This is a genomic window from Natronomonas gomsonensis (assembly GCF_024300825.1).
GTDB classification, from domain to species: Archaea; Halobacteriota; Halobacteria; order Halobacteriales; family Haloarculaceae; genus Natronomonas; species Natronomonas gomsonensis.
In genome coordinates this window covers 1753419-1772600 of the sequence record NZ_CP101323.1, presented here as the reverse complement: position 1 = coordinate 1772600, position 19182 = coordinate 1753419, and the positions used below count along the sequence as shown (strand labels likewise).

The following is a 19182-nucleotide window of genomic DNA, read 5'->3' as shown; positions in this document are numbered from 1 at the left end:
CCCTGTCGAGACAATGACACGGACGCAGGGCGATTTGGCCTCGCTGTCGCGGTTCGTCTTCCGCGCGCCCGACTGGTCGGCCAGTCTCTTTCTGTCCCTGCTCGTCGCGGCCGTCGCCGGATTGGCCGCCTTCGATTCGCAGTTCGTCCTCGAAAACGCCTATCAGGGGATGGTGTACATCGGCGTGCCGACGGTCGTCGCCGCCTTCACGACCCCGTGGGTCGACCGCCGACTCGGCGGGCGGTTGACCTACAACCGCTCGGCGCTGCTCGCACTCGCCTGTGAGGTGCTCGTCGTCGTCATCGTGGTCATCGCGGCACTCATGGCGGTTCTCATGGGATTCGGACAGGCGTTCATCATCGATGCGCTCATCATGGCACTCGGCGTCGTCTTCGGCGTCCGGTTGTTCGTCGTCATGGCCGTCTCACGGCGGTCGCTCCTCGTCGCCACCATTCCCGCGAGCATCCAGACGCTCGTCGCCGCCGTCCTCGTGTTCGTCTACAGCGGCGCCGCGCGCTATCTCGACGTTGGCGGCCCGCTCGTCGACACCTACCTCGCCCGCTCGGCGGTCGCGCCGCCGGAACTGCTCGTCGTTCGACCGGCCGACTTCGCCGTCCTCGGTGCTATTTGCGTGGTGTACGCCCTCGCGGTACAGCTCTTTTTGGTCACCATCGACCGGCCGTGGCGGCGCAACCTCGGCGTGTCAGTGCTGGATTTCGTCGGCGGCTTCATCGGCCACATCGCGGAGGGCTCTCGCGAGTTGGAGGAGTTCTTCGGCCAGTTGGGCGAGGATGCCGTCGTCCCCGTCACCGTCCTCGGGATTCGACGCGCCGACGGCACCGAGAAGGCCCGGTTCGTCCTGCCGATGATACATCCGGGACCGATGGGCGAAATCGGTGGCGGCAACCTCCCCGAGCGCGTCGCCCGCTCGACCGATGGCCTCGCCTTCCCGCCGCATGCCACCGCCGGCCACGACTTCAACCTCGTCACCGAACGGGAAGTCGACACTATCCTCGAGGCCGCCGAGACGGCCCACGACCGCATCGACTACGCCAGCGAGGCCACACCCGGACTCCGCGAGCAGGAAGGGGACTCGAAACTGCTCGGACAGGCAATCGGCGAGGACGCCCTCGTCGTCGGCACCCACGCCCCGGCGTTCGCCGACGACATCGACTTCTCCGTCGGCCTCTCGACGGCCGCGGAGGCACGCGTTTCCGGGGTTCGAAACGTCATGCTCGTCGACGCCCACAACAGCAACGACGGCCTCGCGGGCGATGACCTCGGCCACGTCGTCCCCGGGTCGCGACGCTCCTTCGACATGATGGCGGCGGCGGGCCGGCTCGGCGAGCGTCTCTCGGATGCCGAACGCCGCCCCCTCAGCGTCGGCGTCGCGTGGGACGAAACCGACTGGGAGCCGAAAGACGGCATCGGGCCCCTCGGCGTCCGCGTGGCCGTCTTCGAGGTCGGAAACGGCGACGGCCGAACGCGCACCGCCTACGTCCTCGTCGACGGCAACAACATGGAACCAGGACTGCGCGAGGAACTGCTCGCGGCGGTCGACGCCGACACGGCCGAGGTGATGACGACGGACACACACATCGTCAACACGATGGAGGCGGACAATCAGGTCGGCGGCGCCATCGACACCGACGAACTCGTCGCCCTCGTCGAGGACCTCGTATCGGAGGCCGTCGCGGACTGTGAACCCGTCGAGGCCGGGATGGCCGTCGAACACGTCGAAGTGACGGTGTTCGGCAACGACCGCACCGAGACGCTCGCCTCGACGGCCAACGCGATGATACAGATGGGCGGTGCGCTGCTGCTCGCGGTGCTCGGCGGGTCGATGGCGGTGAGCCTCCTGGTGTTCCTGCTGGCCGGATAGCGCCACCGCTACGTACGTAGCGACCGCGAAAAGCGAGAGGTTAGGCGTCCTCGAACAGTTCGTCGACGGCCGCCTCGGCGGCCTCGATGGCCTCCTGAACCACGTCCTCGGGGTCGGGTTCCTCGGGCGCGTTGAGGTACACGTCGACTTCGAGGACGCCCTCCTCGAACCGCACGGTCACGTCGAGGTCGGTTACTGCCGATTGTTTGTACCGCGAGAGGACGACCCCCTCGGCGGCATCGGAGGCGGCCTCGACGACCGCTTCGTCGCTCGGCTCGCCGCTCGATTCGTCGGTCACGTCGTTACGCGCCGCCGGCGCCCGGGCCGCCGGGACCCATCGGGCCGCCGCCTGCGCCGCCCTGCAGCATCTGCTGGAGTTCCTCTTGGAGGGACTCGAACTGCTCTTGGACGCGGTCCTCCTGCTTCTGGAGGGTCTGGGTGCGGACTTCGAGGCTGTCGACCTTCTCTTCGAGGTCCTCGTAGGCCTCGTCGTAGCCAGTCTCGACGAGCAGTTCGCCGACCTCTCGGTACATCTTCGTGTCACCCTCGATGTCGTCGAGGGTCTCCAGGGCCGTCTTCGACTCCTGCAGTTGCGTTTCGGCCTGCTGTTTCTGTTGTGCGACCTGCTGTGCGGTCTCCTGAAGGTCTTGGAGCTCCTCGATTTTCTCCTGTGCCTCAGGCGGTAGATTACCCTGCATACACCGACCGTCGGGATGAATACTGAAAAAGCCACGCTTTCGGCTTTCGCGCGTTCAACGACCGGCCTTCATACTCCGTTCGGCGACTTCGACGAGCGTTTCCCACGTGTTCAACCCGGCTCGCAGCGCGACGAGGTCGTCGGCGTCGATGTCGATTTGCAGTCGGCTGCCGTTCCGACTGATGGCGGCGGTCGTGCGGTCGCCCTCGATTTCGCCGATTTCCTGACCGATGCTGTCGGCGATTAGCGCGGCCGCTTCGGGCGTGTCGTAGTCGAAAACCAGTTCCGCCTCGTGCACGGCCGCTTACTGTACGTCGACTTCTTTGATGTCGCGGCTCCGCTCCTTCAGCAGGACGCGGTGGCCACAGTACGGACAGCGGACGCCACCGTACTCGTCGAGTTCGACGTCGCGTTTACAGCGGGAGCACTTGTAACTCATGAGCCTACTCCTCGTCTTCGCCGAGCGCCGCGCGGATGGAGCGGCGGACGGTCTTGCCGGCGGGGGTCTGCGGCTTGTAGGCGCCGCCAGTGAACTTCTCGCCGGTCTCCTCGTTCACCCAGATGCCCGTCCCGACGCGTTTGACGTCGTCACCGTCGACCTGTGAGTTCTCCATCTCGCCTTCGATGTCGGCGACGCGGCGCCGTGCGACGCGCCCGTAGCGGGCGCCGAAGCGGCCGGCGCTCCCGGTCGTACCCTTCTTGGCCATAGTACCATACTCTCCATCCAGCGGACGGATAAGTCTCACGTTTCCCGGTAGCCGGCGACAGCGATTTTGACGCTCGTCTCCGAAACCGAGTATGGGTAAAACCGAGACGGCCGACCGACTCGTGGTGTCGTATCCGGCCGACCTCAGCGAGTGGGGCCGATTTCAGGTCGAGAAGCCGTCGTTCCGCGCGTACCTGCGGAAGACCAACGACCGCGTCGCGTTGGGCGACGTTCTCGAGGAGTTCGTCGGCGTCGGCTGCTGTGGCAGCAACCTCGACGTGCCGCTCCGCATCGAGGCCGTCGAGGGCGGCTCGGTGGTCGGCGAGGAAACCACCATCGAATACGAAGTCCGTGAGGCCTGCGACATCGAGGGGGGCTGGCTCGTCCAAAGCGAGGCCGGACCGAGTTAATCCTTCAGTTCGGCTTCGACGAGGGCGTCGTTGAGGTCCGCTCGGACGTGTTCGCCCAATTCACGGTCGCTCGCGGTCGTGACGACGCGGTTCTCCTGGACGCTTGAGCCATCGCGGATGAGCAGTCGGACGTTGCCGGTGTCGTCGGCGCGAGTGGCCTTCGCCCGGACGCCGGTCCGCGATCCCGACCCGCCCGCATCGATGGGGCCGGGGATGATTTTCTTGACGTGAGGATGGCCAGCGACGGTGTCGATTACCTTCCGTCCGTCGCGGCCGCCGATGAGCGTCGAGTGGCTGCCGCCGAGTTTCTCCTCGGTGGAGGCTTCGACGACCTCCAGACTCGGTTCGCCGCGCTTGCGCCGGACGGCCTCGATGGGGTCGTCGTCGGCGACGCGATAGAAGGGATAGTGAACTTCGCTTCGAACCGCCCGGACGACTTCGCGGTCACCGGTAGCGTACACCTCTTCGGGACGTTTGCGCCGTATCTCGTCAGCGATGCGACCCGCGTAGTTGCGGAGTTCCGTCGGCGCCCAGCGCTGGTCGTTTTCGGGGCGCGTCGTGACGGTTCGCTGGGAGACGATGTCGTCGTCCAACAGCGCGGTGACGGTCGCACGCTCGCGTTCGCAGTCGATGACGACGGTGTCGGCGTTCTCGCTCCGGCAGACCAGACAGTAGTCACCGGGGCGCTCAAGCGACGTTCCACAGCACCGACACTCCATGTGGGACGGAAGGCAACGAACGCCGATAAGCGGGGCGGTTCGGTACTCGCTCAGGCCCGCGGCAGTTCGACCGTGACGACGGTCCCGCGGGGGTCGTTGTCGGCGATTCGAACCTCGCCACCGTAGTTCGTCACGAGCGTGTGGACGAGATACAGGCCGAGGCCGTCGCCGGCGACGCCGGTCGCCATGTCGTCTTTCTCGGTGAACGACTGCCGAATCTCGTCGGGGATTCCCGGGCCGTCGTCTTCGACCTGCAGGACCGTCGGGTCGCCAGCCTCGACGGTGACGTGGACCGACGGTTCGCCGTCGTGGTGTTCGACGGCGTTGGCGATGAGGTTGTCGAGCACCGACCGGAGGAAGTCGTCGGCCCGGACGGTCGCGGAATCGGCTTCGAGTTCGACCGTCGCGTTCGGGTACGTCTCGCGGGCGTCGGCGACGGCGCGGTCGGCCACGTCGGCGATGTCGACCGGTTTCGCCTCCGGTTCACCGGACAGCGACTGGACGAGCGTCTGGACGTTCTCGACGAGCGTGACGATGCGCTCGCTTTGCCGCTCGATGACCTCGATGTGTTCCGGCGAGACGTCCTCCTCGCGGAGTTCGTCCGTGTAACCGTTGATGATGGTCATCCCGTTGAGGACGTGGTGACGCAACAGGTGATTGAGGAACGCCATCCCCTCCCGCTGGGCGCGCTCGCGTTCGGCGAGTTCGGCGTTCTGTTTCGCCCGAGCGCGGTTGACACCGGTGACGACGCCGAAGAGAATGTCGAGGTTCGCACCCAACAACAGCGTCCCCCGGGCGGCCATGAACTCTCCAGCGATGAGGGATTCGGCGCTGGCCCACGCCGCGAGCGCTCCGAGCGCGAGGATGCTACCGAACATCCACCGAGCGACCGTCCACTCTCGAGTGGGGGCCTTTCGCACCGCATACAGCATGACGCCGACCGCCACCACCGGCAGGCCGACGTTGATGAAGAGCGTCGAGCCGGACTCGAGGACGCTTCCCGGCATCCCGGATGCGAGGACGTGCCACCCCCCGAAGAGCGACAGACACAGCCCGATGGCGACGACGACCCACGACCCATCGATACCACGCACGGGGACGTTCGGTCGGTTGATGGGCTGATTCGACATACCGTTCACATAATTCCCCTCCCACTTGACTCCCTCGCTCGGCCCAACGTTCGTTTCGGACCGCTGGACGAGAATTCGCGCCTCAGGAGAAGTCTTCGGGGTCGGTCTTCAGGAACTCCCGAGCCACCGCCGTCGCGTAGCTCCCCTTCGGTAGCGAGAACCGAAGCGTCAGCGGGTCGGTATCGATGTCCAGCGTCGTCTCGACGCGAATCGCCCGACGGGTGCCCGAGGAATCGAACTCCCCCGGCAGGGAGAAGTCGGCGGGTTCGATGCCGATGTCCTCGAACACCGACCGGGCGATTGCCGCCGGTTCGCCGCTTCCGAACTCCGTTTCGGTGCCAAGAAGCGGCGCGGTGACGAACGCACGGCCGCGCTCGCAGTGTCGCCGCACCGTCTCGACGCGACCCTCGTCGACGAGTTGCGTCCGACCGGGGTCCGGCAGTCCGTCGTCGTCGGAGAAACACACCACGTCGCCGGCGACCGGGCGTCCGAACGGCAGCCCGCGACGCAGGCGCTCCGAACAGATGCGGTTGAACGCATAGGACTGGGCCGCATTGACGAACATCCGCTGGAGGTTCGTCGGCAGGCGTTCGAGGGCTTCCCGGTAGTCCGCTGGCGCGTCGGCGCCTTCGGCCAGCCGTGCGGCGATGGCGCGTTCGAAGCGGAGTCGCCTCGGAAGTCTGTCCAGCGCCGCCTCCCAATCGCGTGTCTCGCCGACGTACTCCCGTGCCTCCTGTGTCGATTCGGGTTCGCGGTCGCCGGCCTCACAGACGTACCGGACCGCGGCGGACTCCCAGTCGCCGCGGACGATGTCGAGGCCGACCCGGTGGGTGATGGGGCGTTTCGACCCGAAGCGCTGTTGGCCGAAAACGTTCGGGACGGCGACCGATTCGGCTTCGCCCTCGCCGTCGGCTGCAAAGGCTCGCAGTTCCGCAGCGATTGCCTCGGCGTTGTCCGGTCGCTCGGCGCCTCGCACGACGAGTTCGAACTCGTTGCCCACGAGGTCCCCGAACAGCACGGGCCGGCCGGCCCGTCCCAGCACCTCGATGTCGACGCCGTCGAACGTCGGCAAGTCATTCCCCTCGGGGCGTTTCACCGAAAACAGTTGGGTCGTGACCGCGTGTTTGTCCTTCGTGCCGGCCCACGACACCCGCTCGCGGCTGATTCCGAGTTCGTTCGACAGCGCCGAGGCGAAGTCGTTGGTGTCCCAGCCCCGAAGCGTCGCCCGGAAGACGAGATGCGGGTACGACCCCGTCTCGGCGTCGAGAGAGTGTACGTCCGCGCCGAAGGCCTCCCGCTCTCGCACGCGGAAATCCTCGGGGCGGTCCCGAAGGTGGCCGCCGACGCCGTCGGCCTCGGAGACGTAGTATGCGATGCCGACGGCGGCCTCTATCGGATGGGACTCGCGCATACTCGGGCCTGCGGCCGGGGCGTCAAAGCGTCTTGCTTTCCGCGGCGACCGAAGAGCGGTCGGCGTCGACCGTCCCGTTGAGCAACTCCGAGGGCGAGAACTCCACGGGGATGCCGAAGCCTGCGTCCTCGGCGCTGAGTTCCGGTGGGCCGAACGGGAGGCTCATGGATTCTGCTGCGTCGTCTTCGAGCAAAAGGGTTCGCGTCGAGTTACTCTTCGGAGAACTCGAAGCCGCCGTCCTCGTCGTCGGGTTCCGCATTGGCGTCGGCGTCCGTCTCCGTCCCGGCGTCGCTGCCGCCGTCGGCGGTCGGAACCGGACCCGACCCGATGACGTCGCGGACGGCCGTCTCGAAGGACTGTCGGGTGTCGAAGTACACCTCGTCGCTCTCTTCGAGTATCTCGCCCAACTCCCGGGGACCGTCGGGCGTCCGGATGGTCGTTTCCCCCTCGCGTCGGTCGACTTCGCTCTTCTCGATGGCGTAGTGTAGCCGGGAGGCGACCCGCGCCAGCGGTGCACCCTCAACGGCCTCGCCGTCACCGAGCGGAACTGCCGGTTCGGCTTCCTCGGCCTCCTCGTCGCCGTTGTCGCTCATGACAGGGCCTTCGCGGGTTCCCGTCGTAATCCTTACGAAGCGCTCCCGGAAGGGATTCGTTCCCTCGGTGCTGGAGTCCAAGCATGTACCGCTGGGGACATCTCGGCGCGGCCCTGTTGGCGTACGCTCCCGTGGGGGCGACGCTGACGGCACGCGACGACCCCACACTCGCCGCCGTCGGCTTCGCCGTCGCCATCGCCACCGCGACGCTGCCCGACGCCGACGAACGGCTCCCCATCGACCACCGCGGACCGACCCACACGGTCTGGTTTCTCCTCGCGTGTTCGGCAGTCGCCGTCGGCGTCGGCGTCGCTGTCGGTGGCGTCTTCGGCAGCCCGGTCGTCCTCGGAGCCGCGGTCGGCGTCTCGCTTGCCTCGCATCTGCTGGCCGACAGCGTCACCCCGATGGGCATTCGTCCGTTCGCTCCGCTGTCGGGGTGGCACCACAGTTTCGACCTCACGCCGGCGGCGAACCCCCGGGCGAACGTGGCGCTGCTGTCTGCGGGCAGCGCCGTCGCGCTTCTCTCCCAAGCCCTCATCGTCCTGTGAGCGCCCTGCTACCGAGAGCGTCGCCGACCACAACGGCTTAGTATTACCAGAGAATACTACTCAGTTGTATGAGCGAGTTCGGCAAGTTTTCCGACGTGGGAGAGGCAGAGGTAACGCGCGCAATCGGTCAGGAGTGGACCGAGGAGTTCATGGACTTCTCGGATTCGGACGTCATCATCGTCGGGGGCGGCCCCTCCGGGTTGATGGCGGCGAAGGAACTCTCCGAGCGCGGCGTCCAGACGATGGTCGTCGAGAAGAACAACTACCTCGGCGGCGGCTTCTGGCTGGGTGGCTTCCTGATGAACAAAGTTACCGTCCGGGACCCCGCCCAGAACGTTCTCGAGGACCTCGACGTGGATTTCAAGCGCTCCCAGGACAGCGAAGGGTTGTACGTCGCCAACGGCCCCGAGGCGTGTTCGGGACTCATCAAAGCCGCCTGCGACGCGGGCGCGAAGATGCAGAACATGACGGAGTTCACCGACATCGTCATCCGGGAGGACCACCGCGTCGGCGGCATCGTGATGAACTGGACGCCCGTGCATGCCCTGCCGCGGGAAATCACCTGCGTCGACCCCATCGCCGTCGAGGCGGATTTGGTCATCGACGCGACGGGCCACGACGCCGTCGCGGTCTCGAAACTGCAGGAACGCGGCGTCCTCAACGCCCCCGGCATCGAACACGCCGAGGAACACAACACCGGCATGGACAACACGGGCGACGACTCCTACGGCGCCCCCGGCCACGACTCACCCGGCCACGACTCGATGTGGGTCGGCGAGAGCGAAGACGCCGTCGTCGAACACACCGGTCTCGCCCACGACGGCCTCGTCGTCACCGGGATGGCGACGGCGACGACGTACGGCCTCCCGCGGATGGGCCCGACGTTCGGCGCCATGCTGCTCTCCGGCAAACGCGCCGCACAGGTCGCCCTCGACGAACTCGAAGTCGACGCCCCCGAGGTCGAGTTGACGAGTCGGTCGCCGGAACCCGCCGACGACTGACCGACGAATGGTCGACCGCGTTACGCTGTATCGCGCCCCGACGACGGAAGCCGACGCCGACGCCATCGCGGCGTGGCTCGACGAGCGAATCGACGCCGAGGTGACCGTCGACGACCGCCTGCTCGGCGACGTGGCCGGGGAGGAACTGGCCCGCGAGTTCGCGGCCGCGCGAGTGCTGTCGCCGTACGACCGAGAGACGGGCACCGACATGCTCGGCATCGTCCGGTACGAACAGCGCGCCCTCGAACACCCCGAACGCGCCGGCGGCGTCATCTACGACGGACTGGCGATACAGGACGCCCTCCGGAAGCGACTGCCCGACGAGAGCGGTCTCGGCCACCTCCACGTTCCCCTCCTCGATCGCGTCCTCGGGACGTGGGGCGACCACGACGGCCGCTGGCACAAGCGCGTTGCCGTCCTCGGACAGCCGGCCATGCTGTCGGTACCGGGGCTGTACGAGGCGCCCGCGAAACCCGAGGCCTACTACGAGGCCAAACAGAAACACGCCCTCGTTTCCGGGGACGCACCGCCGCGGGAGGTACTCGAAAACGAGGTCGACGGCGAGTTCCTCGTCGCCGACGACCCTCGGACGACCGACGCGCTGAAGGGGTACGTGCTCGCAGCATCTCACTACCTCGAAACCGGCGAGGCGTTCTGTGCCGACCCCGACTGCCGGCTGTACGACGCTCATCGTCAACCCGCGCTCCTGAACGCTCAACTGGGTTCTCCCGCCTTCTGTGAACTCCACGCCGACCGGTACGGCTGAGTCGTTCGTCGTTCGAACCAAAACCCGCTTTGGCACCGGGTCACTAAATCGACCAATGACCCAGCGCTACGCACCGACGCGCCGGCACTTCCTGAAGGCCGCCGTCGCCGTCGGCGGCACCGCAGGCCTCTCGGCGTGTCTGGATTTCGCCGGCGAGGAGCCGGTTCCGACCGGCGTCGAGGACCCCTCGACGCTGCCGCGTCGCCAACACGCCTGGAACGACGTTTTGGAGACGGACGAACACGGCAACCACGCCCTCCCCAAACACCACATCTTTCTGTACGTGAACCTCGATTCCGAGGGCGAACCGACCGACTCGGACCGCCAGCAGGTCGAAGACGCCCTCTCAGTCCTCGACCGCGCCTACGAGCGCTCGCCCGCGGGGCTGATTTTCTCCGTCGGCTACTCGCCGTCGTACTTCGAGCGCTACGGGGCCGTCCCCGAGGGCGTCGACCTTCCCCAACCGCGGGCGCTGTCGGACTTCGAACAGCCCGAATTCGACACCCAAGACCTCCACATCCACCTCGCCTCCGACCGCGCCGACGTGGTGATGGAGGCCGACGAGGCGCTGTTCGGCGACCGCGAGACGGCAAACGGCGTCGACGCCGTGTCATTCCCGGGAACCGTCGACTCCCGGCGGACGGGCTTTATTGCCCCCGGCATGCCTGCCGAGAAACAGGACGAAGTTGACGGGATTCCCGAGGGGACGCAGGTGCCGGAGGCGTCGAAACTGTTCATGGGGTTCAACGCCGGCTTCACCGGCAATCAGGCCTCCGAGGCGTTCATCACCATCGACGACGGTCCCTTCGAGGGTGGCACGACGAAACACGTCTCCCGGCTCCACCAGCGACTCGACCGCTGGTACGGCGACAACGACCACGACAGCATGGTGAAGAAACTGTTCGGAACTCACCAAATCGGCGACGTCGAGGGCGTCGGCAACAACGTCGGCGACCACAGCGGCGTCGTCGCCGAGAACCTCGAAGCGCTCGTCGAGCAGGCGCGGGAACACGGTGCCGTCGGCCACGCCCAGAAGATGGCCCGCGCCAACCGCGACGAGGAAGGCAACGTCCTGACGCTCCGGCGTCACGTCGAATCGACCGACGACGGCGTCGCCAGCCTCCACTTTCCCAGTCTTCAAGAGGGCATCTCGACGTTTGAGTCCGTCCGTGAGGCGATGAACGGCGCGGACATCACCAAGGAGACGCCGGCGATTCGCCAGCGCGTCAACAACGGCATCCTCCGGTACATCTTCGTGAAGCGTCGCGGGAACTTCCTCGTCCCGCCGCGGGAGTTGCGAGCGCTGCCGACGCCGGACGGGAAGGCGCTGTAACGTCTACAGCGCCGTCTCCAGTCCCATCGCGTTCCGTATTCTGACGCCGACGACGGCGCCGACTGCTCCAATAGCGGCGTGAATCGGCACCACCAGCAGGGCGACCAATACCGTCTGCACCCCGAGGAACAGAATCGAGAAGTCACCGCCGAGAACCGTCTGAACCGCCCCGACGATGACGAACCCGAGAAAGGCCACAATCCCGCCGTAGGCACCCGCCCGGGCACCCGACCCGACGTGGCCGGACTCACGGGAGCACAGTCCGGCGACGACACCGCCCGGCAGCGCCGCGAACAACACGGCCGCGACGAGGTCTCGCCCGAGGAGGAAACTGCCGAGAACCACCCCGACCACCGCGAGCGCCGTCGTGAACCCACCCACCAAGACCCGTCGCTCCATACCGACCAGTCGGCCGATTGGGGGAAAACGATGCCGACTCGACGCGCTAGTGGACTCGTCCCGACAGCAGTCCGACGAACCCGGCCGCGAACGTCTCGTAGCGGCGGTCCTCGGTGCGTGCGGCAAGCGCCGTCCGAGAGGCCTCGACGCGGCGTGATAGCGGCGCGTCGAACCGGGCGAACGGCGCACGGAGTACCTCTCTCGGCGTCGACCCCGGAGCGCCCGCCGCGACGAACGCTCTGAAAAGAGGGTTCAGCGGCCGGCCGAGGGGTTCCTCGGTCGCCGTCGCGTCCATCAACGCGACCCGGCCGCCCGACCCGACGAGGTCACACCAGTCGTCGATGACGGCGGCCGGGTCCTCGAAGAGTCCACAGACGAAGGTCCCGAGAACGCCATCCGAGTCTGAAAGCGGCGGGCGGGTCGCGTCGCCGCGGACGACCGAGGCGTTGTCTAGCTCCACAACGCGTTCGCGAGCGCGGTCCAACAGCGGTCCGGTGATGTCGACGCCAACGACGGTTCCCTCCGGGCCGACCTGCTCCGAGAGATACGGGAGGTTCACACCGGTTCCACAGCCCATCTCGACGACGAAATCGCCGCGGTCGGCGACGTGGGCGGCCGCGGCACGCCGCCAGCGGGCGACGCCGGGGGCGGTCGCGACCCGGTCGTACAGCGCCGCCCAGCGGCCGTAGAACTCGGCGACGCCCATCAGGCGAGGTCCCGGACCATTCCGACGACGACGCCGGCGTCGGCACCGAGGAGGTAGACGACGGGTTCGATACCGAAGCCGCCGGTCTGATACAGCACGTCGGGTTGGGGGTTGGATTCCAGCGCCTCGACGATAGCCGACTCGACGTCTGCTTCGGCGTCGAATGCGACCGTCTCGTAGCCCGCAGCGTCGAGTTTCGCGACGACGTCCTCGTCGTAGCGGACGTTCAGCGCCGCACGGGCGTCGCTGCCGGCCGCTCTGGCCGCAAGCAGGACCGACGCCACGTGTTCGGAGACGCCGAATTCCGGGTCGCCGGGGACCGTCGCCTGTCCCTTGATGTCGAGGATGCGACCGGGGATGGCGGCCACGTCGTCGATGCCGTCGGCCTCCGGGAGCGCCTCGACGAGGTTCGACCCGACCGCCGGGATGAGCGCGGCGAACCCGCTCGTGTTCTCCAGCGTTCGGACGCCCCGTCGGACCGACGAGAGTACCCGCTCGGTCGTCCGCAGGTCGCCTTCGGGGTCGTGGATGTCGAGGGGGCCCTCGTGTTCCGAAAGCGGTGGGAACGCCGCCTCATGGAGGTTCGCCAGCAAGTCGCCGCGTTCGAGCTTTCGAATCAGGATTTCGGCCTCGACGAGTGCCTGCACGCGGCTCATGTCGCCGGTTTCGAGGCCGTCGGCCAGCCGTTCGACCGTCTCTCGGACCCGCTCGTCGTCGGCGACGCTGTCGTTGATGTCCACGTCGCCGTGGGCGTACTTCGAGACGGCGCTTTGGCTGATGCCGAGCAGTTCCGCGACTTCGCTTTGGGTGAGGCCGCGCTCGCGGAGTTCCCCCGCCAGCATCGAGCGGAACGTCGGGAGGAAATCCTCGACGACGACCTCTTCGATGAACTTCATCGCTTCTGGTCGCCCCCGAACTCCTCGTCGGATTGGATTCGGGAGGCCTGCGGTCCTTTCTGTCCCTGATACTTCGACCCGCGTTCGGCGCCGTAGGGGCGTTCGGCCGGGTTCTTCAGTTCGGTGAACGTCAACTGCGAGATGCGCATCTCCGGCGTGAGCGCGACGGGTGCGGTGCCGAGATTCGACAACTCCAGCGTGATTTGGCCCTCGTAGCCGGGGTCACAGAGGCCGGCCGTGGCGTGCACCACGACCGCCAGACGGCCGAGCGACGACCGGCCCTCGACGTGGGCGATGAGGTCCGGCGGAATCTCGACGCGCTCCTTGGTCGTCCCGAGGACGAAATCGCCGGGGTGGAGGATGAAATCATCGCCCTCCTCGACGTAGGTCTCGTCGACGTACTCGTCGACCTCCTGTTCGCTGTTCGGGTGGATACACGGGATGTTGGTACGCCGGAATTCGAGGAATTCGCGGCCGAGACGGAGGTCGATACTGGCGGGCTGAATCTGCAGTTCGGGGTCGTCGAGGGGTTGGACGACCAACTCGCCGTCGGTGAGGCGGCGACGGATGTCGCCGTCGGAAAGTATCATGCCCGGAGACGGGAGCCTCAGGGGCTTAAAGGTCAACGATGCTGGCTAGCCGAACAAGACCATGAGAAGCGAGAAGCCGACGGCTACGCCTGCCGCGAGCGTCGCGCGGTCGCTCGGCAGGTCGTAGGCGCCGAGCAGTCCCTCACGCCAGACGTAGCCCTTCCATAGCGTTACGCCAATCCAGACGAGCAACACGAGCGGGTCCTCGCCGCTTGCCGCCGCCTCCAGTTGCCGCTGGGCAGTCTCGGGGTCCGAAAACGACACCGACGCGAACAACATGTAGGCCCGCACGAAGCCGATGATAGTCGCGGGAATCTCGAGAAGCGCCGCGAGGCCGACCACCCCGAAGGTTCCGCTGTAGGTCGCCTCGGTGGCGTCCCCACGGACGAGGAGGTAGACGACGCCCGCGAGGATGGCCCAACTGACGAGCATGACGAATGGAAGGACGACGAGAACCGTCCCGAACACCCGCCGGAACGCGCGCCGTCCCTCGGGCGGGAGGTCGACGACCGCGAGTTGCATCACCGCCCACAGGCCACCAGCGGTGATGACTGCCACCAACACGATGGCGCCGAGGGCGGGAAACGTGAGCGATTCCGGGCGGCGCGATTCGAAGAACTCTCTGGGGGACACGAGCAAGTCCCGGAGGGCATAGAGAGCCATCGGAGTCGGGTTTCCGACGAACGAACATAAAATCAGCCACCGCCACGCTCGCCAACCACCCGGTTTTTGTCCCTCTCCGCCCGAGCGACAGTATGAAACAGGCCATCGTCGCCCGCACCGACCTCGGGATGGGCAAGGGGAAACTCGCCGCACAGGTCGCCCACGCCTCGCTGAAAGCCTACGAGTCCGCGGGACCGGACGCCCGACGGGAGTGGAAATCCGGCGGCCAGAAGAAAGTCGTCCTGAAGGGGTCTGGCGAATCGCAACTGCAGGAACTCGCCGAGGCCGCCCGCCGGGAGGGCTTGCCCTACGCGCTGATTCGTGACGCCGGACACACCCAACTGGAACCGGGGACGCTGACGGCGCTCGCGGTCGGTCCCGGTTCGGAGAACATCGTCGACAAAGTGACCGGCGACCTCTCGCTGTACTAGAATCCCCGCGTGTACTGCCGCGGAACCGGCGCGTCGTAGCCCAGTTTCTCGGCGGCGTGGACCGCGAAGTAGGGGTCTTTGAGATGTTCACGCCCGACGACGGCGAGGTCGGCACGGCCGTTGCGGATGAGGGCGTCGGCGCCCTCCGGCGTAGTGATTTTCCCGACGGCACCGACCGGGACGCCGCCCTCGGCGACACGTTCGGCGTAGGGTACCTGATAATGCGCGCCGGTATCGGGGACCTGCTGGTCGGGGTGGATGCCGCCCGCGCTCACGTCGATGAGGTCGACGCCGAGACGTTCGAGGTCCCGCGCCAGTCGTGCGGAATCGCCGACGCTCCACGAATCACGGTCCGGCAGCCAGTCGGTCGCCGAGATGCGGACGAAGACGGGCATCCCCTCGGGGACGGTGTTGCGGACGGCGGTGACGACTTCTCTGAGCAGTCGGGTTCGGTCCTCGAAGTCCCCGCCGTAGGCGTCATCGCGGGTGTTCGTCACCGGCGAGAGGAACTCGTGGAGCAGGTAACCGTGGGCGGCGTGGACTTCGACGATGTCGAAGCCGGCTTCGACAGAGCGGGCGGCGGCGTCGGCGAAGGCGTCGACGATGCGAGCGATGCCGTCGGTGTCGAGGCGTTCGGTCGCAAGCGGTTCGTCGTCGGCGTAGGGCCAGGGGTCGGCAGTCGGACCGACCGGCGTCCACCCGCGGTCGCCGTGGACGGGGCCGTGGCCGTCGCTCGGGCGGTTCGTCGAGGCCTTCCGGCCGGCGTGGGCCAACTGGATGGCCGACACCGCGCCCTGTGATTCGATGAACTCCGTCACCGGTTTCAGCGCCTCGGCGTGGTTGTCCGACCAGATACCGAGGTCCTTCGGCGAGATGCGGCCCCGTGGCGTGACGGCCGTCGCCTCGCTCATCACGATGCCTGCGCCGCCGGAGGCGCGACTGCCGAGGTGGACGAGATGCCAGTCGGTCGCCAGTCCATCCTCCTCCTCACAGGAGTACTGACACATCGGCGACACCATCACCCGATTGCGAGCCGTCACGTCGCGGCTCTCGAAGGGAGTAAACAGGTTCATAGACGGCGTTCGTGGCCGCGCGAAAAGACGCTTTGCGTAGCGGTACGAACGGTTGGGAGTCCCGTCAATCACCGAGTATGCGCTGCAAGACGCCCCGCTCTTTCAGCGCCATGTAGAGGTACGCACACGGGAAGGCGAGAAAGACCACCGACAGCAGGACGACGAACAGCACCGGGCCGGCCAGGAGGTCGCTCATGGTCGGGTGACGGGTACGGCGGGTATTCAGTCCGTCGCTCCGCCGCCGAACGCCGAGAGGTCCGCCTGGATGCCGGCGGCCATCGTCGACTTCCGGCGGAGGTCCGTAAGCGAGACGGGGAGTTGGGGAACGAGGTGGCGGACCGCGCTGTGGAACGTCTCGGCGACGGCCGGTTCGGAATCGAATGCGTTGCGAACCGATTCGCGAATCTGCCAGACGCCGACCGGTGCCCAGTACTCGTTTGTGGCGTGGCGGACGACGAACACCTTCGCCTGTCGGTCGCGTTCGGCCAACTCCTCGAGGACACCCAGTCGGGACGCGTAGTACGCTCCCGACGTTTCGTCGACGTAGTCGGTACGGCCCTCGTAGCCCTCGCGGTCGGCGGCCATGTACAGTTGGCCCTCGGGGTCGGGGTTCCAGATGGAGCCCGGTGCCTTCAGTTCGAGCAACTCGAACTCCCACTCGCCGGGGGTGGCGATAATCCAGTAGTCGTTGCCGACGTAGCTATTGTGCCAGACGAGCGTTTCGTCGATGCTGGAGGCGTTGCGGATGGTGCCGCGGAGGTACTTCCCGACGGTATCGTCGACGGCCGTAATCGACCACCGCGTCGGGACGAGGCGCCTGTTTTCGCCTTGGCCGAGCGCGCCGACCGATAGCACGTTGTTGATGTCGTAGACGTCGAAGCCGCGCCGGTAGAGGTAGGTCATCGCGCCCTCCGCCCGCCAGTCGTCGTCCGAGAGCGTCTTCTCGACGGCACGGGGGACGTGGGGGTTCTCCGTCAGCGTCGCCGAATCCGCCGACGCTCGCGGGCCGCGTGGCGCGGCGATGTCCTCCAGCGAGCCGTCGAGGTCGAATCCCGGCGACTCGTCGAGTCCCAACTCCACGTCGACCGGGCGGTCGGCGATGGCGACCTCGCGTTGGGTGCCGACGAAGCCGTCCCACACGTCGGTCACGTCGACGTTCGAGCGCCGCGTGGAGTTGAGCAGGCCCGTCCGCTTCTGGAAGACGTCCTCGATTGAGTACCCCTGTCGGTACCACTCGCCGGTGGTGACGTAGGATTCGGCGTCGGACTCGTCTCCGACGGGCGCGAGAAGTCCGGCCGAAACGCGGGGGTACGACGACCGGCCGACGAAGACGGAGGGCGCGGTCGACCCGACCATCGTATCGCCCGACAGCGTCTCGTCGAAGCGCGTCCGGGCGTCGTCGAGGTGGTCGGTGATGGCGTAGGACTTCTCCTCGGCGAGTTTCCGCAACTCGACGGACTCCTCGCGGTCGAGTCCGTCCACGTACTCGTCGAGGCGCATACTCGGCGTTGGGTCGGCGAGGGTAAAGACCGTTCGGGCGCGGCGGCCGGCGACCCGTCAGTCGGCGTAGGCCGAACAGGGCTGGCCGGCGACAGTGACGTTGCCCGCGTCGCAGTCGATGTCACTGGCCGTCACGTCACCAGTCACGACGATGTCGTCGGCGTCGAAGTCGACGGTGCCGCTGGCCGAACGCACGTCACCGGTGACGCGCAGGCCGGGCGTGTCCAGACTCACGTCGCCAGCGGCGTCGATGCCGTCAACGCTCGATAGCGAACTGCTGTCGATGTCGACATCGCCGCCGGCGGCGATGGAACCGTCGACCGTTGCGTCGCTCGCCACGTCCACGTCGCCGGTGGCGTCGATGCCGCCGACGCTGGCGGTGCCGCCGACCGAAACGTCTTCGCCTTCGATTCGACCACCGACCGTCGCGTCCCCGTCGGCGTCTACGTCGCCCGACCCGACGACTGCGCCGCCCACCGCCGCGTTTCCGGAGAGATCCACGTCGCCCCCGGCGACGCCACCGCCGACGGAGGCATCGGTGCCGAGGCTCACGTCCGACCCGATGAGACCGCCGCCGACGGTCGCGGAGTCGCTGAGCGACACGTCGCCACCGGCCCGCAAGTCGCCAGCGATGTCGGCGTCACCCGAGGCGTCGACGTCGCCGGCAATGGCGGATACGTCGCCTGCAACCGAGTCATCACTCCCGAAGTCCCGGTCGCCGGGTTCCAGTATCTCGGGGTCCGGTTCCGGTTGCCCGCCGGAGAGCAACCGCCGGATGACGACCGTCTGGCCGGTGTCGAAGGCGACGGTTATCTCGACGGTTTCCCCGGTCATGTTCGCGGCGTCGTCGGCGCTGGCATCCGAGCCAGTTTGGAATCGATACACCGACAGCGAGGCCGTCTCGCCGGGTCCGAGCGTCGGCTCGACCCATCCGGCGTCGTCGGTCGAATCGCCCGGCACGGACCCGACGGTGTAGGGAAGCGACCCGGCACTCGCCCCCGCGACGTAGCCGTGTGTCGCCCCCGTTGGGTTCGTCACCTGCACCAGCGAGCAAAACCGGGTGGGGTCGTCGGCACCGTCACACTGGTCTGGGCGAGTGTCGTCGGTGTTGTGGGCGTGGCTGACGGTGTCGTTTTCGGGCACCTCGAGGGTGACGCCGGTGATGGCCGACCGTTCGCCCGCGGGGTTTTCGATGCGGAACAGTAAACCGCGGGACCCGCCGGTGGGGGCGGCCTGTTCGGAGCGTTCAGAGAGCAACCGATAGGCGCCGCGGGCGGTGAACGGCACCGAGACGGCCGTGTCCAGACGCGCGACGACGGCGGAGTTGTCGCGTTCTTCGCTGGCCCAGACGAGTTCGATGTCGTCGTCGGTCGGCGCCACCGTCGCCGTCGTCCCCGTGGCGACGCGGTCGCCAGCGAATGCGTCGGTGTCGGAGTCGGCGACGCCGGCGATGCGGAGACGGTCGCCGTCGATGGTGTCGCCGCCGGCGTGTCGAATCACCACCTCGCCGGCGGCGTCGGCGCTCTCGATATCGAACGTCGCCGTCGGGGCAGGGTCGTTCGGTTCGGCCAATCCGAGGATGAGGCCGGCAGAGACGGCGGCGACGGCCACGACGATGGCTATCAGCAACGCGACGCCGACGACCGGTGAGAGCCCACGGTCGTCACTCTGGAGGGCGGAGTCGACCACGCCGGCCGTTGGGCCGCGACGGATAAGACACCCTCACGC

The 19182-nt window shown here is 67.3% G+C and carries 24 protein-coding genes and 2 pseudogenes; 7 read left to right on the top strand and 19 right to left on the bottom strand.

What is annotated here, in order from left to right:
* The first annotated feature begins 13 nt into the window (after positions 1–13).
* Complete coding sequence (locus tag NMP98_RS09615; RefSeq protein ID WP_254861286.1) at positions 14–1882, top strand: DUF2070 family protein; 1869 nt, start codon at positions 14–16, stop codon at positions 1880–1882.
* A 40-nt stretch (positions 1883–1922) separates the two neighbouring features.
* On the opposite strand, the gene NMP98_RS09610 is transcribed toward NMP98_RS09615, so the two are convergent.
* From NMP98_RS09610 to NMP98_RS09590, 5 genes are read right to left on the bottom strand one after another with little or no spacing between them, the layout of a single operon-like run.
* Entirely contained in the window at positions 1923–2180 is a 258-nt protein-coding gene (locus NMP98_RS09610; protein WP_254861285.1) for a DUF3194 domain-containing protein, read from the bottom strand.
* Between the two features lie 4 nt (positions 2181–2184).
* Positions 2185–2580, bottom strand: coding sequence for a prefoldin subunit beta (locus NMP98_RS09605; RefSeq protein WP_156708597.1), 396 nt, complete (start codon positions 2578–2580; stop codon positions 2185–2187).
* Between the two features lie 54 nt (positions 2581–2634).
* The gene (locus NMP98_RS09600) at positions 2635–2877 is read right to left on the bottom strand and encodes a KEOPS complex subunit Pcc1 (RefSeq protein ID WP_254861284.1); all 243 of its coding nucleotides are present in this window, start codon (positions 2875–2877) and stop codon (positions 2635–2637) included.
* A gap of 6 nt (positions 2878–2883) precedes the next feature.
* Positions 2884–3018, bottom strand: coding sequence for a DNA-directed RNA polymerase subunit P (locus tag NMP98_RS09595; RefSeq protein WP_015408900.1), 135 nt, complete (start codon positions 3016–3018; stop codon positions 2884–2886).
* Positions 3019–3022: 4 nt separating this feature from the next.
* Positions 3023–3286, bottom strand: a complete 264-nt coding sequence (locus tag NMP98_RS09590; protein ID WP_156708598.1) for a 50S ribosomal protein L37ae — start codon at positions 3284–3286, stop codon at positions 3023–3025.
* A 91-nt stretch (positions 3287–3377) separates the two neighbouring features.
* Between NMP98_RS09590 and NMP98_RS09585 the strand changes: the two genes are divergently transcribed.
* The gene (locus NMP98_RS09585) at positions 3378–3695 is read left to right on the top strand and encodes a DUF7968 family protein (protein ID WP_254861283.1); all 318 of its coding nucleotides are present in this window, start codon (positions 3378–3380) and stop codon (positions 3693–3695) included.
* On the opposite strand, the gene NMP98_RS09580 is transcribed toward NMP98_RS09585, so the two are convergent.
* From NMP98_RS09580 to NMP98_RS09560, 5 genes and pseudogenes are all read right to left on the bottom strand, one after another.
* Positions 3692–4414, bottom strand: coding sequence for a DUF2103 domain-containing protein (locus NMP98_RS09580; RefSeq protein ID WP_254861282.1), 723 nt, complete (start codon positions 4412–4414; stop codon positions 3692–3694). The genes NMP98_RS09585 and NMP98_RS09580 overlap by 4 nt on opposite strands.
* A 50-nt stretch (positions 4415–4464) precedes the next feature.
* The gene (locus NMP98_RS09575) at positions 4465–5544 is read right to left on the bottom strand and encodes a sensor histidine kinase (RefSeq protein ID WP_254861281.1); all 1080 of its coding nucleotides are present in this window, start codon (positions 5542–5544) and stop codon (positions 4465–4467) included.
* Between the two features lie 82 nt (positions 5545–5626).
* The gene (gene truD / locus NMP98_RS09570) at positions 5627–6955 is read right to left on the bottom strand and encodes a tRNA pseudouridine(13) synthase TruD (RefSeq protein WP_254861280.1); all 1329 of its coding nucleotides are present in this window, start codon (positions 6953–6955) and stop codon (positions 5627–5629) included.
* Between the two features lie 55 nt (positions 6956–7010).
* Positions 7011–7121 (bottom strand): annotated as a pseudogene (locus NMP98_RS09565) (DUF302 domain-containing protein); the annotation flags it as partial.
* 133 nt (positions 7122–7254) lie between these two features.
* A pseudogene (locus tag NMP98_RS09560) lies at positions 7255–7548 on the bottom strand (DUF5789 family protein); the annotation flags it as partial.
* Positions 7549–7631: 83 nt separating this feature from the next.
* Here NMP98_RS09560 and NMP98_RS09555 point away from each other — a divergent pair.
* From NMP98_RS09555 to NMP98_RS09540, 4 genes are all read left to right on the top strand, one after another.
* Positions 7632–8096 carry a metal-dependent hydrolase gene (locus tag NMP98_RS09555; RefSeq protein WP_254861278.1) on the top strand — a complete coding sequence of 155 codons (465 nt, stop codon included), beginning with the start codon at positions 7632–7634 and terminating at the stop codon, positions 8094–8096.
* A gap of 68 nt (positions 8097–8164) precedes the next feature.
* Complete coding sequence (locus NMP98_RS09550) at positions 8165–9097, top strand: sulfide-dependent adenosine diphosphate thiazole synthase (protein ID WP_254861277.1); 933 nt, start codon at positions 8165–8167, stop codon at positions 9095–9097.
* A 7-nt stretch (positions 9098–9104) separates the two neighbouring features.
* Positions 9105–9863 carry a DUF7001 family protein gene (locus NMP98_RS09545; RefSeq protein ID WP_254861276.1) on the top strand — a complete coding sequence of 253 codons (759 nt, stop codon included), beginning with the start codon at positions 9105–9107 and terminating at the stop codon, positions 9861–9863.
* 55 nt (positions 9864–9918) lie between these two features.
* Positions 9919–11196 (top strand): DUF7405 family protein, encoded by a 1278-nt coding sequence (locus NMP98_RS09540; protein WP_254861275.1) that lies wholly within the window; start codon positions 9919–9921, stop codon positions 11194–11196.
* Positions 11197–11199: 3 nt separating this feature from the next.
* On the opposite strand, the gene NMP98_RS09535 is transcribed toward NMP98_RS09540, so the two are convergent.
* The 5 genes from NMP98_RS09535 to NMP98_RS09515 are packed head-to-tail and all read right to left on the bottom strand — an operon-like array spanning position 11200 to position 14450.
* Positions 11200–11595, bottom strand: coding sequence for a hypothetical protein (locus tag NMP98_RS09535; protein ID WP_254861274.1), 396 nt, complete (start codon positions 11593–11595; stop codon positions 11200–11202).
* 46 nt (positions 11596–11641) lie between these two features.
* Complete coding sequence (locus NMP98_RS09530; protein ID WP_254861273.1) at positions 11642–12301, bottom strand: class I SAM-dependent methyltransferase; 660 nt, start codon at positions 12299–12301, stop codon at positions 11642–11644.
* Positions 12301–13197, bottom strand: coding sequence for a thiamine-phosphate synthase family protein (locus NMP98_RS09525; protein ID WP_254861272.1), 897 nt, complete (start codon positions 13195–13197; stop codon positions 12301–12303). The genes NMP98_RS09530 and NMP98_RS09525 overlap by 1 nt, the downstream gene beginning before the upstream one ends.
* Positions 13194–13787, bottom strand: a complete 594-nt coding sequence (dcd, locus tag NMP98_RS09520; RefSeq protein WP_254861271.1) for a dCTP deaminase — start codon at positions 13785–13787, stop codon at positions 13194–13196. Before dcd ends, NMP98_RS09525 begins: the two co-directional genes overlap by 4 nt.
* A 45-nt stretch (positions 13788–13832) precedes the next feature.
* Positions 13833–14450 (bottom strand): YIP1 family protein, encoded by a 618-nt coding sequence (locus tag NMP98_RS09515; RefSeq protein ID WP_254861270.1) that lies wholly within the window; start codon positions 14448–14450, stop codon positions 13833–13835.
* Positions 14451–14542: 92 nt separating this feature from the next.
* Between NMP98_RS09515 and pth2 the strand changes: the two genes are divergently transcribed.
* On the top strand, positions 14543–14881 hold the full coding sequence (gene pth2 / locus NMP98_RS09510) for a peptidyl-tRNA hydrolase Pth2 (RefSeq protein WP_254861269.1): 339 nt from the start codon (positions 14543–14545) through the stop codon (positions 14879–14881).
* Here the strand turns inward: pth2 and NMP98_RS09505 are convergent.
* The 4 genes from NMP98_RS09505 to NMP98_RS09495 form a co-directional block, all read right to left on the bottom strand.
* Positions 14878–15954 (bottom strand): NADH:flavin oxidoreductase/NADH oxidase, encoded by a 1077-nt coding sequence (locus tag NMP98_RS09505; protein WP_254861268.1) that lies wholly within the window; start codon positions 15952–15954, stop codon positions 14878–14880. The two genes, pth2 and NMP98_RS09505, sit on opposite strands and share 4 nt — an antisense overlap.
* A 64-nt stretch (positions 15955–16018) precedes the next feature.
* The gene (locus tag NMP98_RS19455) at positions 16019–16150 is read right to left on the bottom strand and encodes a hypothetical protein (protein ID WP_268105441.1); all 132 of its coding nucleotides are present in this window, start codon (positions 16148–16150) and stop codon (positions 16019–16021) included.
* A gap of 26 nt (positions 16151–16176) precedes the next feature.
* On the bottom strand, positions 16177–17454 hold the full coding sequence (gene nreA, locus NMP98_RS09500) for a DNA repair protein NreA (protein ID WP_254861267.1): 1278 nt from the start codon (positions 17452–17454) through the stop codon (positions 16177–16179).
* A 57-nt stretch (positions 17455–17511) separates the two neighbouring features.
* Positions 17512–19143 (bottom strand): polymer-forming cytoskeletal protein, encoded by a 1632-nt coding sequence (locus NMP98_RS09495; protein WP_254861266.1) that lies wholly within the window; start codon positions 19141–19143, stop codon positions 17512–17514.
* Positions 19144–19182 lie beyond the last annotated feature (39 nt).

Bases quoted from the DNA above. Each gene is read 5' to 3' on its own strand.
- NMP98_RS09615 (WP_254861286.1), top strand. From the start codon at position 14: ATGACACGGACGCAGGGCGATTTGGCCTCGCTGTCGCGGTTCGTCTTC.
- NMP98_RS09605 (WP_156708597.1), bottom strand. From the start codon at position 2,580: ATGCAGGGTAATCTACCGCCTGAGGCACAGGAGAAAATCGAGGAGCTC.
- NMP98_RS09595 (WP_015408900.1), bottom strand. From the start codon at position 3,018: ATGAGTTACAAGTGCTCCCGCTGTAAACGCGACGTCGAACTCGACGAG.
- NMP98_RS09590 (WP_156708598.1), bottom strand. From the start codon at position 3,286: ATGGCCAAGAAGGGTACGACCGGGAGCGCCGGCCGCTTCGGCGCCCGC.
- NMP98_RS09585 (WP_254861283.1), top strand. From the start codon at position 3,378: ATGGGTAAAACCGAGACGGCCGACCGACTCGTGGTGTCGTATCCGGCC.
- NMP98_RS09580 (WP_254861282.1), bottom strand. From the start codon at position 4,414: ATGGAGTGTCGGTGCTGTGGAACGTCGCTTGAGCGCCCCGGTGACTAC.
- NMP98_RS09575 (WP_254861281.1), bottom strand. From the start codon at position 5,544: ATGTCGAATCAGCCCATCAACCGACCGAACGTCCCCGTGCGTGGTATC.
- truD (WP_254861280.1), bottom strand. From the start codon at position 6,955: ATGCGCGAGTCCCATCCGATAGAGGCCGCCGTCGGCATCGCATACTAC.
- NMP98_RS09555 (WP_254861278.1), top strand. From the start codon at position 7,632: ATGTACCGCTGGGGACATCTCGGCGCGGCCCTGTTGGCGTACGCTCCC.
- NMP98_RS09550 (WP_254861277.1), top strand. From the start codon at position 8,165: ATGAGCGAGTTCGGCAAGTTTTCCGACGTGGGAGAGGCAGAGGTAACG.
- NMP98_RS09545 (WP_254861276.1), top strand. From the start codon at position 9,105: ATGGTCGACCGCGTTACGCTGTATCGCGCCCCGACGACGGAAGCCGAC.
- NMP98_RS09540 (WP_254861275.1), top strand. From the start codon at position 9,919: ATGACCCAGCGCTACGCACCGACGCGCCGGCACTTCCTGAAGGCCGCC.
- NMP98_RS09535 (WP_254861274.1), bottom strand. From the start codon at position 11,595: ATGGAGCGACGGGTCTTGGTGGGTGGGTTCACGACGGCGCTCGCGGTG.
- NMP98_RS09530 (WP_254861273.1), bottom strand. From the start codon at position 12,301: ATGGGCGTCGCCGAGTTCTACGGCCGCTGGGCGGCGCTGTACGACCGG.
- NMP98_RS09525 (WP_254861272.1), bottom strand. From the start codon at position 13,197: ATGAAGTTCATCGAAGAGGTCGTCGTCGAGGATTTCCTCCCGACGTTC.
- dcd (WP_254861271.1), bottom strand. From the start codon at position 13,787: ATGATACTTTCCGACGGCGACATCCGTCGCCGCCTCACCGACGGCGAG.
- NMP98_RS09515 (WP_254861270.1), bottom strand. From the start codon at position 14,450: ATGGCTCTCTATGCCCTCCGGGACTTGCTCGTGTCCCCCAGAGAGTTC.
- pth2 (WP_254861269.1), top strand. From the start codon at position 14,543: ATGAAACAGGCCATCGTCGCCCGCACCGACCTCGGGATGGGCAAGGGG.
- NMP98_RS09505 (WP_254861268.1), bottom strand. From the start codon at position 15,954: ATGAACCTGTTTACTCCCTTCGAGAGCCGCGACGTGACGGCTCGCAAT.
- NMP98_RS19455 (WP_268105441.1), bottom strand. From the start codon at position 16,150: ATGAGCGACCTCCTGGCCGGCCCGGTGCTGTTCGTCGTCCTGCTGTCG.
- nreA (WP_254861267.1), bottom strand. From the start codon at position 17,454: ATGCGCCTCGACGAGTACGTGGACGGACTCGACCGCGAGGAGTCCGTC.